Consider the following 12,655-nt stretch of genomic DNA (forward strand, 5'->3'; position numbering starts at 1 on the left):
GGTAGAAAGCCTGATATGACAGGCTTAAATTGAATAATTACAAAATGATGGATTGCACCTAGCATCCATCATTTTTTGTCCAAAAATCAATGGAGGTTAAAAATGATTTCTTGGCATGAACAAGTTAAGCTTCATCGAAAACAACTCAAGCTAACCCAAGCTCAAGTCGCCCGGCGCTTAGGCGTCACACGGATGCATTACGTCCAAGTGGAAAACGGTAAGACGAACCCAAGTCCCGCACTGCAAATGGAAATCGACCGGCTGCTCAATAATTGGAAAGATGAACCGGAACTGACGCTGATGTTTGACTACATGCGCGTGCGGTTCCCCACACATGACGCCAAGGACGTGATCACTAAGATTCTCGGTCTGACCCCAGAACACCTGATATTTGAGGAACATGGCTTCTACGGTTATTCAGCTATGTATATCTTCTCCAACATTCAGGTCATGGTGGCACCGGTTGGCTCCAATCTCGGCACGCTGGTTGAGATGAAAGGCCAAGGCTGCCGAGAGTTTGAAGGCATTCTGCTTGGTCACGGTGAAAACTGGTACGACTACTTCCTACGGGTCGATGAAGCTGGCGGCATCTTCAAGCGGGTCGATATTGCGATTAACGACATGGTTGGCTTGCTAAGCATCCCAGAGCTGATCGATAAGTGCCTGAACAACGAGTGCATCTCTGTCATGCGGTCATTCCAAGGGCTGCAATCAGGAAAGCTCGTGGATCTCGACGAGGTTGGCCGAGGCAATACGCTTTACGTCGGCACGATGAAAAGCGACGTGTATTTCTGCATCTACGAAAAAGCCGCTGAACAAGCTGCCAAGCGTGGCATCTCGATTGCTGACACGCCGATCATCAACCGATTTGAAATTCGTTTGAAAAACGAGCGGGCCATCAAAGCGATTGAGAACATGCTGATTACCCGTGACGCCGAAAAGGTCGCATTCGGCATCATCACTCGCTACATGCGGTTTGTGGATGTTGTCCCGGAGAAAAGCCGCTTGAAGTGGCCGCTTAACGAACGCTGGGCATATTTCATCGGCAAAGGTCGTCAGCCAATTCGCCTGACTACTGAACCGCAACCCTTTGACCTGAACAAGACCAAGGCGTGGCTCCAAAAACAAGTCATGCCCACGCTCAAGGTCATCAAGGAAATCGACAACTACTTCGGCACTACTGACTTGCAACTCATGATCAAGGACGCCGAACTGACCGACAAGCACCTCAAACTGATTGAACAACAGACTGTCGGTAGCGAGGAATTAGGCGGTGACATGTTTGGTCAATGACGTGCTTGCTTCCCACCCGCTGCGAGGCAAGGCATTCAAAGACTGCGTGCTGAATGTGTACGTCTACAAGGCTGCGCTAGTCGGCGTGGTCGAACACAAACAGTACCGGCGCATTTGTGACATGAACAGTTTCGCCTTCACAGCACAAGACTACATCGCTTGGCGGCACCAGCAACAAGAACACCCGGCGGCATTGATTGGCCGCGATGGGCGCGCCTTGAACTACGGCGAGCTGCGCCGACTGCTTTATCAAACTGCCGAAGAATCAGGCTGGCCGGTCTTCGCTGCACCAGTGGAAGACCTGTTTTTCGATTAACAAACTTGGTCGCGATTGACCGCGCCAAAACAATCGCAATTCAAAAAGGAGTGATGGTCACAAATTCAACTAAAGGAGTATCACCGCAATCGAACTAGACGTTATCTATAATCGCGAGTGTCTGGAAGGCATGGCGGACTTACCGACAGCCTCTATCGACATGATCCTGTGCGACTTGCCGTATGGGACCACAGCAAACGCTTGGGACAAGGTGATCCCGTTTGAATACCTCTGGGGTCAATACGAGCGGCTCATTAAACCGCAAGGCGCGATTGTGCTCACCGCAACTGAACGCTTCTCTGCAGACTTAGTGCAATCAAACCCGGCTTTGTATCGCTACAAGTGGGTCTGGATCAAGAATACTGTCACCAACTTCGTCAACGCTAAAAACCGCCCGTTGTCACGTTTCGAGGAAATTCTCGTCTTCTCAAAAGCGGGCACGGCCAATTTTGGCAACTCTCCTGATACCAAAGGCATGAATTACTTCCCCCAAGGACTGCTCCCCTATAACAAAACCGTCAACTCGCGTAAGTATGAAAATTCCAATCAGTTGCACCCGTGGAACGCACCTGACAGTTACACGCAAGAGTGGACAAACTACCCGTCTGATGTGCTCATCTACAAGTCTGATCGCACCGGCTGGCACCCGACGCAAAAGCCTGTCGACCTTTTTGCCTACCTCATCAAGACTTACAGCCAACCCGGCGAGATCGTGCTGGATAACTGCATGGGATCTGGCACCACCGCGATTGCCGCAATGGACACTGACCGTCATTTCATCGGTTATGAAATTAGTAAAGAATACTGGCGGCGTGCCCTTGATCGCATCAGGCACCACCACGCAACTCAAACCGAGCTTTTCTGATTCGTTCCCCCGTGATCCGGTCGCTGCTGACCGCGCCCAAACAGCGGCAATTTTGAAAGGAGCCCTGGTCACAAAACTAAAAATCAAAGGATGATTATTATGAATTTCGGACAAAACTTGTTTAACTGGTTCACTTCCAACGCGCAGAGCCTGGTACTGATGGCGATTGCCATTATCGGTGTTTACTTGGGCTTCAAGAGGGAGTTCTCTAAGCTCATCGGCTTTCTCGTCATCGCGATCATTGCCGTCGGGTTGGTGTTCAACACCGCTGGGGTCAAAGACGTGTTGCTGAATTTGTTCAACCGCGTCATGGGAGCCTAGCCTATGGACGACATCAAAGTCTTTATTGCCAATATTGGCAAATATAATGAGGGCGAAATCATCGGCGCATGGTTTACTCCACCTATCAACAACGAAGAACTCGCTGAAAAGCTAGGACTGAACGACCAGTACGAAGAATACATGGTTCAGGACTACGAAGGCCCCGTTGTTTTTAGTGAGTATTCAACGATTGGTGAAATCAACGAAGCTGCCGCAGCCGTTGAAGCGTTGAAAGGCACCGAGATTTACCCTGCCATCAAAGAACTTATCGGCGAATGGTACGACAACGTGGTCGAACTCGCGGCACACAAGGACGACATCGCCTGCTATCACGTCGCGAACATGGCGGAGTTGGCCGAAGAACTGGCTGACGAAGGCTGGTTCGGCGACATTCCGCCACAAGTCGAAAACTATATCGACTATGCCAAGGTCGGACGTGACCTCGAAATTGAAGGAGGTTTCGTTGAAACACCTTACGGCATCTACCAATTATTAGACTAACTCTCTGGGCTGGCGCTACAAAAGGCGTCAGCCTTTTTATCTCACTACGAAAGGAGATCACATGAAGAAAGTCAGATCCTACACCAGCATCTGGTCAGTGGAAAAGGTGCTGTATGCCATCAATGACCTGCAACTACCGTTCCCAATTACTTTTACGCAAATGACGTGGTTCATCGTCAGTCTGTTTGCGGTCATGTTGCTGGGCGACTTGCCGCCACTATCATTCATTGACGGCGCGTTTCTCAAGTACGTCGGCATTCCGGCCGGGCTAACTTGGTTCATGAGCCAGAAAACCTTCGACAACAAGAAGCCAATGGGATTCTTGCGGTCGGTGATCAACTATGCCATTACTCCGAAGCTCACCTATGCTGGTAAATCTGTGAAGTCGCAGAAAGAGAAACAAACCGCTGCTGTGACCTACGTCTGGAGGTACCACAATGAAATTTCCGATTAAGTATATCGAAGACAATCTCGTCTGGAACACTGACGGCGAGTGCTACGCCTATTTTGAACTGATTCCGTACAACTACTCGTTTCTAAGTCCCGAACAGAAGCAACAAGTGCATGAGAACTTCCGCCAACTAATCTCCCAGAATCGTGATGGCAAGCTCCATTTATTGCAGCTCGCCACCGAAGCCAGTGTTCGGGACACTCTCGACCGCTCGAAGAAGTTGGTCAAGGGGTCGCTGAAAGACATCGCCTTCCAGCACATCGACGGCCAAGCGGAAGCATTGACCGAAAACGTCGGTGACAACCAAGTGGACTACCGCTTCTTCATCGGTTTTAAGCTGTTGCTGAACGACGCTGAGGTTACCGCCAAGTCCATCTTCAAGGATATGTCCTTGGGTATTCGGGACTTCTTCGCCGAGTTCAACACAACGTTCGCTGGGGACTTCTTCACCATGAATAATGCGGAAGTAGAGCGCTACTCAAAGTCCGCAAAGTTTCTCGCCGAGAAGATTGGGCGCCGGTTCAAAGTCCGTCCGCTCGATAAAAACGACTTTGGCTACTTGCTGGAGCATCTTTACGGCATGACGGGTCAGGACTACGACGACTATGAGTACCACTTACCCCGCAAGAAGTCTAAGCGTGACACGATTATCAAACGCTATGATTTGATCAAGCCAACCCGCTCACTGATTGAGCAGCACCAACGCTCAATCAAGATCACCCACGGGTTGGATGCGAGTTGCGTAACGTACCTGACGCTTTCCGACATCGTGGGTGAACTCGAATTTCCCGGCAGCGAAATCTTCTACTTCCAGCAAAGCCAGTTTGATTTTCCAATCGACACCAGCCTGAACGTTGAGATCGTGACGAACAAGAAGGCATTGTCGAAAGTCAGAAACAAGAAGAAGGAACTCAAGGACTTGGACGAACACGCTTATCAATCTGGCAACGAGACGACGCGTGGGGTTAGCGACGCGTTAGATTCAGTCGATGAACTTGAAAGCAACCTTGATCAAACGAAGGACGCGATGTACAAGATCAGCTATGTCATTCGCGTAGCTGGGCGATCCGAAGACGAAATGAAGCGCCGCGCTGATCAGCTACTCGACTTCTACGACAGCCTCAACATCAAGCTCATACGACCGTTTGGCGACATGCTGGGGCTGCACGGTGAGTTTGTCCCTGCCTCGAAACGCTATATCAACGACTATATCCAGTACGTGACCAGCGACTTCATCGCCTCGCTAGGCTTTGGTGCGACGCAATCGCTCGGTGAAAAGGAAGGTATCTACATCGGGTACAACGTGGACACCGGACGCAACGTGTATCTCCAGCCGGACATTGCCGCGCAAGGTATCAAAGGAACGGTCACTAATGCACTCTCTGCAGCGTTTCTTGGTAGCTTGGGTGGTGGGAAGTCCTTCTCGAACAACCTGCTTATCTACTACGCCGTGCTTTACGGCGCACAGGCGCTGATCCTCGACCCGAAGTCGGAACGTACCGGCTGGGCCAAAAATCTCGATTTTATGGGTAACGAGATTAACATCGTCAACCTGACCAGCGAGGAACAAAACCGGGGGCTACTCGATCCGTATATCATCTTATCCAACTTGAAAGATTCGGAATCGTTGGCCGTTGATACGCTGACCTTCCTCACGGGGATCTCAAGCCGTGACGCTGACCGCTTCCCGACGCTGCGCAAGGCGATTCGGGCGGTGACCCAAGCCCCTGAACCCGGACTGTTGAAAGTCATTGATGAACTTCGCCGCGAGGACACACCGATCGCACGCAACATCGCCGATCATATCGAATCCTTTACGGACTATGACTTTGCCGCACTGCTGTTCTCCGACGGGACCGCGCGCCGAACAATCGCTCTTGACCGCAAAATCAACATCGTGCAAATTGCGGATTTGGTACTGCCGGACGCCGATAAGACGCAGGAGGAATACATCACTGCCGAAATGCTGTCCGTCGCCATGCTCATGATTATTAGCACATTCGCGATTGACTTCATTCACCAAGACCGCGCCCAGTTCAAAATTGTGGACTTGGACGAAGCCTGGGCTTTCTTAAACGTGGCGCAGGGTAAGGCGTTGTCCATGAAACTGATTCGTGAAGGTCGTTCGATGAATGCCGGGGTCTACCTCGTCACTCAAAATGCAGACGACTTGCTCGATGAAAAGATGAAGAACAACATCGCCCAGAAGTTTGCATTCCGTAGCACTGACATCACGGAAATCAAAAACACACTCAACTTCTTTGGTCTCGATGCCGAAGACGAAGGTAATCAGAACCGGCTTCGGTCACTAGATAATGGAGAGTGCTTATTCCAAGACATTTGGGGGCACGTCGGTGTGCTGCACTTCGACTATATCTTTGAACACCTGCACCACGCCTTTGACACTCGGCCACCTAAACCCGTGGAGGTGATTGCTGATGACGAAAGCTAACCGTCGGCGGCTACTGCTGTTCCTCGGTGTTGTCGCGGTATTCATGTTGGTGCTAGTGGTCGCTGACGGACAACCGGTACATGCTGCCGGACTGGTAGACGATCAGTCTGGCGGCTCTAACGAGTATTCCAAGTACCCGTTGTCGCACTACCAGCTCGACTACTTCGTCGATACTTCTTGGGACTGGTTGCCTTGGAATTGGGGCGATGGTATCGGCAAGTCCGTAAGCTATGGTCTGTACGCCATCACCAACTTTTTGTGGACGCTCTCGGTCTATCTCTCAAACGCTGCGGGCTACCTGATTCAGCAAGCCTACTCACTGGACTTCATCAAAGAGACGTCTGATGCAATCGGGAAGAACATGCAGCTCCTGGCTGGCGTGTCAAAAAATGGTTTCATCACGGATGGGTTCTATCCCGGAATGCTCCTGATGATTACGCTGGTAGTCGGTATCTACGTTGCGTATACCGGTATCATCAAGCGCGAAACCTCGAAAGCTATCTCGGCAATCGTGAACTTTGTAGTGATCTTCATCACCTCGGCCAGCTTCATCGCCTACGCACCAGATTACGTGAGCAAGATTAACGAGTTCAGCAGCGACATCAGCACCAGTGCGCTCAACACCGGCTCCAAGATGATCATGGGGACTAGTACCGCAACGAATAAGTCAGGCGTCGACGCGATCCGTGACACCCTTTTTGAAATTCAGGTGAAGCAGCCGTGGACGCTTTTGCAGTTCGGTGATAGTGACGTCGATACCGTCGGCAAAGGCCGTGTGAACAAGCTAATGAAGACTGCCCCGTTTGGGGACAAGGGTAAAACCCGCACCGACGTGGTGAAAGCTGAGATTGAAGACAATGACAACGAGAATCTCTCGCCGACCATGACGATCAATCGGCTTGGTACCACGACCTTTGTTGTCTTGTTCAACGTTGCAATCACCTTGTTCGTCTTTTTCCTGACGGCAATGATGCTGTTCTCGCAGATACTCTTTATCATCTACGCAACATTCTTGCCGGTGTCGTTCTTGCTCGCGATGCTGCCGTCCTTTAACGGCTTGATGAAGCAAAACATCATGAAGCTGTTCAACACCATCATGACGCGGGTTGGCGTGACGTTGGTGATCACGATGGCGTTCTCGCTATCGGCAATGATCTATGGGCTGTCGGCTACCTCGCCGTTCTTCCTTGTGGCATTCTTGCAAGTCACCATCTTCGCCGGAATTTGGATGAAGCTCGGTGACTTGATGGGCATGATGCAGCTGCACAGCTCTGACGCCCAGCAAGGCGCACAACGTTTCTCGCGTCGTGGCAACCGCATGATTCGGCAGTTAGTCGGCAGTGCAATGGGTGGCGCGATGGCTGGACGCTTCCTGTCGCGAGGCTATGGGAAAGGTCGCGGCACACCGCAACTCCCACAATTGCCGGCCGGATCGCAACGCGGCCAAACTGCGGATGCGGCCAAGCCGCAACAGCCCAAGAAGTCACGCAGCCAACGTCTGGGTGAGAAACTTGCCGATGTATCTGATGTCGGCAACAAGCTCAAAGACAAGACTAGGCGCGGCCTTAATCAGGTGAAGGACGCGCCAACCAACGTTTTGTACGGCCTGCATCGTGGCAAGCAACTGACTAAGGACGCCGCCGAAACCGCAAAGGATGGCTTCAAGGATCGCCGTGAGACTAATCAGCAAGAACGTGACAAGCGACTTGCGCAACAGCGTAAGCAAATGCAAGAACGCAAGCTCGCAATTAAACCTAAAGCTAACCCTGAAAAGCAAAAACCAACGGCGACCAAGCCACCGGTTGAACCAACCCGTAAGCCAACAACTGCCACACCTACCAAACCAAAGCCCAAACAAACTGGTGCTAGCGACCAACCAAAGCGCGCTGCAACAAAGCCAACTTCAACTCGGCCTGCGCGGCCAGCCGCGAAGCCACAAGCAAGACCCACACTCGACTCGCACCAAGACCCCGTTTCTCCAACAGATACCCCCAAGAAGCCACTGACCCTCGTTTCCGAAAAACCAGCCAAGCCACGCCACCCAAAGCCACAGCGGATACAAAAGGCTAAAGGGCACAAGAAGCGATGAAGCTCCGACGCGGGTTAGCGCTTGCCGTACTCCCAATACTGTTGATTGGTGGTCTGTTCTTTGCGGTCATCACCTCTGATGATGACGAAGATCAGCCTGCCTCAACGATCACAACCGACGCGATGAACTTATCCGCTGAAGTCTATCAGCACAAGTTGATGGTCGAAAAGTATTGTCAGGAATTCGGCATCTCAGACCATGTGATGGTGATCCTTGCCATCATGCAGGTCGAATCCGGTGGCAAGGGCGGCGACGTGATGCAATCCAGTGAATCGCTGGGTTTGCCGGTCAATACGCTAGACGCCGAAGCGTCAATCAAGCAAGGTGTGAAGTATTTTGCTTCATTATTGAAAAGCATGAAGGCTGCAGGCGTAGATCTCAACACCGCGATTCAAAGCTACAACTACGGTGGCGGCTTTATCGACTACGTTGCCAAGCACGGTAAGAGGTACACGCTGGCGCTGGCGACGGCTTTTGCTAAAGAGGAGTCCGGCGGCAAGAAAGTCACTTACACCAACGCGGTTGCTAAGAACGGTTGGCGCTACGCTTATGGAAACATGTACTACGTGTCGGTTATCTCGCAATACCTCGTCACTGGTGGCGCAAAGTTCGATGACCAAACGGTGCAAGCCATCATGGTCGAAGCGCTCAAGTATCAAGGCACTCGCTATGTCTTCGGCGGCTCAACGCCAACAACGGGCTTCGACTGTTCAGGGCTAACTAGCTGGTGCTACGGCAAAGCTGGGATCAAACTCCCTCGTACCGCCCAAGCCCAATACGACGCCACGTCACGCCTGAACATCAAGGACGCCAAGCCCGGTGACCTCGTATTCTTCCACTCGACCTACGATACCGCCGATTACGTAACCCACGTTGGAATCTACGTTGGCGGCATGAAGATGTACAATGCGGGCGATCCGCTCGGCTACGCTGACTTGAACTCAAGCTACTGGCAAGCCCACCTAGTCGGCGCCGGGCGCGCGAAGAAGTAGGTGAAGCTAATGGACCAAAACGGTATCGGTTACTCTGACTGGATGGAACTCCTCACCAACACCTTTGACGACGCGCTACAAAAGGCGCACGTTGATCTCAAATTCGGCGACAACGGTGCGCTACGCAACAAGGAACTCGACTTTGCGTCGGGCGAATGGGAACGAATCAAGTTCTTCAAGCAAAGAAAACCTAACACTGATGACCTGTGCAACGTAATCGATCGCTTCGTGGATCGCATGCCGGAAATGGAATACGGGCACCGGCGCGAGTATCGCCTCGCTGTCGCGCATGAAGTCGCCGTTGATCGATGGCTGAAAGGCAAGGTCTTCGACTCGGAAGACCGTAAGTATATCCTCGATCGCGAACGCTACTTGGCTGAAGAACACTTCAACAATGACCGTGAACTCGGTCAGTATATCGAAACCGACTATGAAGGCTACAAACGAATCTCGCTGCAACGCCTGTTCGTACGGTTTCTCGATATTTACAATGACTTTTACCGCTGCTATGAAACTAGAAAGGACAAGGTGAACGAACCTTGAGTAAAGACAAAACCCAAAAGAACGGCTGGTTCAAGAAGAAGCCAGCCGCCCCAAAGCCACCTAAAATTAAGCACCGCGGCTTGCGCCGTCCGGTTACGCTACTTTGTTGGGCGGTGTTGATCAGTAGCACCAGCTTCGGTGTCTACAAGAACATGACTGCCATCGACACCCACACGGTGCATGAAGTTCAAGTGATCAAGACCAAGGTGATCGACACGCACGCCTTGGCGACCTTCACTACCGACTTCGCTAAGCTCTACTACTCGTGGCAGCCAAGCCACGAAACCCTCGACCAGCGGCAGAAATCCTTACAGCCGTATCTCGTGGAGCAACTGCAATCGCTTAACGCAGATACGGTGCGGAGCGATATTCCCACCACGGCCACGGTTAGTGAAGTTAAGGTCTGGGACGTGAGCAAGGCAGCCAAAGATACGTTCCGCGTACTATTTACGGTGAAGCAAGACCTCACCAAGGGTAAAGACAAGAAAACCGTGACTAGCACCTACACCATCAACGTCATGCAAAATGACAACGGCGATATGGTGGTCACTAAGAACCCAACCATCGCGGCTGAACCATCGACGGCTCGAATCAAGTTACCAGACACCCAGTCTGATAACACGGTAGCCAGCAGCACCGTAGACGACGTAAACAAGTTCCTCAAAACGTTCTTCGCTTTGTACCCGCAAAGTGATCGCAACGAACTCAAGTATTACGTCAAGGACGGCACGCAGCCAATCGAACGCAACCTTAAGTTCGTGGAACTTCTAGATCCAGTCTTTAAGCAGACTAAGCTCGGTTTGACTGTCACGTTATCTGTGAAGTATCTCGACACTGACAATGACATGAGCCAAATATCGCAATACACCTTGATCCTATCCAAGCCAAACAATAACTGGATTATCACCAACGGTATCTAAAAATAATGCCCGGCACGCCCCCTTCGCTTAAACCAACGTGGTGGGGTGTGCCGGGTATCTTTATGCACTCTAGAATTAGCTTAGATCCCGTCAGTGATAAACCAATTTCTACCTTGTTCAAAGATAATCTTGGTGTATTGCGATTTCTAGGAATCAACGACCATAACGTTGACCGCGTAAAACGTGATCTGCATGTGCTAACGTTTCATCTACAAAGTGAAGAATATGCGGGTCGTCAAGTCGTCGTCATCCCGTCCAGGTCAGACCCCATCCCAATCATCGCCATAGGCATACTGTTCGTCCTCAATCCACTCGTCGTTGTCTTCCGATTTATCCCGCTCCTCGGCGTTAGCCAGATCAAAAACGTCATTCGCCTCAGCCGCTTCGTCCCCCGGCATTAAGTCCTCAGGCTCACTGTCATCCTCTCCCGCAATCTGCCGGCGCACTTCCTGCTGCACCAGCTCGGCGAAAACCTCGCTCATCCCCTTCTCGAGCCCGCGCTGGATGGCTTGCGTCGCCGCCAAATTCAGTTCGTCACTGATGGCTTTCGTCAGCGCCTCGGTCCGCTGCTGCCTGCGATGCTTTCGCTTGCTTCTAGGTTTACTCATCCTACCCACGCCTCCAATAATTGTGCCGCCCGGCTGCGCACCGGCTCAGGGATCCTCTCGTCAGCCGCAAATTGTCGCACCCACTGCCGCGTGATCTGTGCCGCACGCCTAGCGTTAACTGTCTTCGGCACGCTGGTCTGCGGGCGCACAGCGCATAACTTGGCCATCACGACAGCATCGACCGCATCACGCAACTCACCGGACGCGCCTGCCCGAGCGAGCAGGTACTGGCCAACGCCCACCGCGTTGACGGCCACGTTCGCTCGCGTGTAGGCGATCCACTGCCTGATATTTTCCTCATCCGTATCTGCCACCTGCGTGAGGTGACCTTCTAAAAATAGCAACACAAAACCGCTTCCAATCATTGTATTTAAAAAGTCGTACACCGAAATGCACGACTCGAAGAAGCTAGTCTGCATCCGTCTATGGTGGGGCACGTTGCCTTTCGGTACGTTGCCGGTTGGTCACTGTGCATAGCCACTACCAACTCTCTTGATACATACGATCTTTTATTTAGCTTAATGATACCGTTTTCGGGAGATAAGTCAAGGCTGGTTGGGTAGGGTCTGCCCTTTCGATATGACCTCGGGCGAGTCTTCGATACTAATCAAACCATACTCAACTTAAAAACCGACACACTCTCTTCCCAATTCTATCAGAAACGTTTCCAATCGCGAACAGGCGCAGAGCAACCGTATGACAGAGCAACAGAGCACAACCACAGATATCATCGTGCTCACTTCTGTTACAGCGAGTAATGCAAGCGAGGCCCTTCGCGAGAGAATCATTTATCGAAATGGACACCAGACCGGCATACTATATATTGAACAAATCAATTTGTTTTCACGGCACATATACATCATCTTGTGCTTTTACTATCTTTGTGATACTCTTAATTAGCACGAGAGTCTTTCATTCGTGACTAAGACAGAAAGGAGAACACAAATGTCAAAAACCAAGAGTAGTACACGTGGCACTCAGCACAAAAAAATTGTTGTTGTAAAGCCTTATACTAAAGCCAACGGTACCCACGTCGATGGTCACCGTCGTTCAACGCCAAACTGATCTACCAGTCATCTAAAATTTTCTCCCCCAGGTCTAAGAGTTGCCTGAGGGAGTTTTTGTTTTTCAAAGGCTAAAAATGTCAGTGTAGAACCTGCGATTCGCAAAAAAAAAGGGGTCTAAAATTTTTGGTGTTGAAGAGTACTTCAACGCTGGAAGTTTTAGGCCTTTTTAGATAACACAAAAACACCTACTCCCTCCAGTGTTATGCTTTAAGCGACCAAACCAAAAGATAAACGAGG

At 51.2% G+C, this 12,655-nt stretch carries 13 protein-coding genes; 11 read left to right on the plus strand and 2 right to left on the minus strand.

What is annotated here, in order from left to right:
* Positions 1-102 precede the first annotated feature (102 nt).
* The 11 genes from ACKTSG_RS08220 (at position 103) to ACKTSG_RS08270 (ending at position 10,743) form a co-directional block, all read left to right on the plus strand.
* Entirely contained in the window at positions 103-1,293 is a 1,191-nt protein-coding gene (locus ACKTSG_RS08220) for a replication initiation factor domain-containing protein (protein WP_407893714.1), read from the plus strand.
* Positions 1,274-1,609: a hypothetical protein gene (locus ACKTSG_RS08225; protein WP_272029147.1), complete on the plus strand. Its 336-nt coding sequence runs from the start codon at positions 1,274-1,276 to the stop codon at positions 1,607-1,609. The genes ACKTSG_RS08220 and ACKTSG_RS08225 overlap by 20 nt, the downstream gene beginning before the upstream one ends.
* A 130-nt stretch (positions 1,610-1,739) precedes the next feature.
* On the plus strand, positions 1,740-2,474 hold the full coding sequence (locus tag ACKTSG_RS08230) for a DNA-methyltransferase (protein WP_272029148.1): 735 nt from the start codon (positions 1,740-1,742) through the stop codon (positions 2,472-2,474).
* 99 nt (positions 2,475-2,573) lie between these two features.
* On the plus strand, positions 2,574-2,795 hold the full coding sequence (locus tag ACKTSG_RS08235) for a hypothetical protein (protein ID WP_003606383.1): 222 nt from the start codon (positions 2,574-2,576) through the stop codon (positions 2,793-2,795).
* A 3-nt stretch (positions 2,796-2,798) separates the two neighbouring features.
* Positions 2,799-3,296, plus strand: a complete 498-nt coding sequence (locus tag ACKTSG_RS08240; RefSeq protein WP_407893717.1) for an antirestriction protein ArdA — start codon at positions 2,799-2,801, stop codon at positions 3,294-3,296.
* 61 nt (positions 3,297-3,357) lie between these two features.
* A complete protein-coding gene (locus ACKTSG_RS08245; RefSeq protein WP_407893719.1) occupies positions 3,358-3,750 on the plus strand; it encodes a conjugal transfer protein in 393 nt (130 codons plus the stop codon).
* Entirely contained in the window at positions 3,734-6,199 is a 2,466-nt protein-coding gene (gene tcpF / locus ACKTSG_RS08250; protein WP_407893721.1) for a conjugal transfer ATPase TcpF, read from the plus strand. Before ACKTSG_RS08245 ends, tcpF begins: the two co-directional genes overlap by 17 nt.
* Positions 6,186-8,288, plus strand: coding sequence for a CD3337/EF1877 family mobilome membrane protein (locus tag ACKTSG_RS08255; RefSeq protein WP_272029152.1), 2,103 nt, complete (start codon positions 6,186-6,188; stop codon positions 8,286-8,288). Before tcpF ends, ACKTSG_RS08255 begins: the two co-directional genes overlap by 14 nt.
* Complete coding sequence (locus ACKTSG_RS08260) at positions 8,285-9,280, plus strand: bifunctional lytic transglycosylase/C40 family peptidase (RefSeq protein WP_272029153.1); 996 nt, start codon at positions 8,285-8,287, stop codon at positions 9,278-9,280. Before ACKTSG_RS08255 ends, ACKTSG_RS08260 begins: the two co-directional genes overlap by 4 nt.
* A 9-nt stretch (positions 9,281-9,289) precedes the next feature.
* Positions 9,290-9,823, plus strand: coding sequence for a hypothetical protein (locus tag ACKTSG_RS08265; protein WP_407893724.1), 534 nt, complete (start codon positions 9,290-9,292; stop codon positions 9,821-9,823).
* Entirely contained in the window at positions 9,820-10,743 is a 924-nt protein-coding gene (locus tag ACKTSG_RS08270; RefSeq protein WP_125570249.1) for a conjugal transfer protein, read from the plus strand. The genes ACKTSG_RS08265 and ACKTSG_RS08270 overlap by 4 nt, the downstream gene beginning before the upstream one ends.
* Positions 10,744-11,003: 260 nt before the next feature.
* Here ACKTSG_RS08270 and ACKTSG_RS08275 read toward each other — a convergent pair whose 3' ends face one another.
* Both ACKTSG_RS08275 and ACKTSG_RS08280 read right to left on the minus strand, forming a co-directional pair.
* Positions 11,004-11,351 (minus strand): hypothetical protein, encoded by a 348-nt coding sequence (locus ACKTSG_RS08275; protein ID WP_407893726.1) that lies wholly within the window; start codon positions 11,349-11,351, stop codon positions 11,004-11,006.
* Positions 11,348-11,737, minus strand: a complete 390-nt coding sequence (locus tag ACKTSG_RS08280; RefSeq protein WP_407893728.1) for a hypothetical protein — start codon at positions 11,735-11,737, stop codon at positions 11,348-11,350. Before ACKTSG_RS08280 ends, ACKTSG_RS08275 begins: the two co-directional genes overlap by 4 nt.
* Between the last annotated feature and the right edge of the window lie 918 nt (positions 11,738-12,655).

Origin of the sequence: Lacticaseibacillus salsurae (assembly GCF_045862175.1) — a bacterium.
Classification (GTDB): Bacteria; Bacillota; Bacilli; order Lactobacillales; family Lactobacillaceae; genus Lacticaseibacillus; species Lacticaseibacillus salsurae.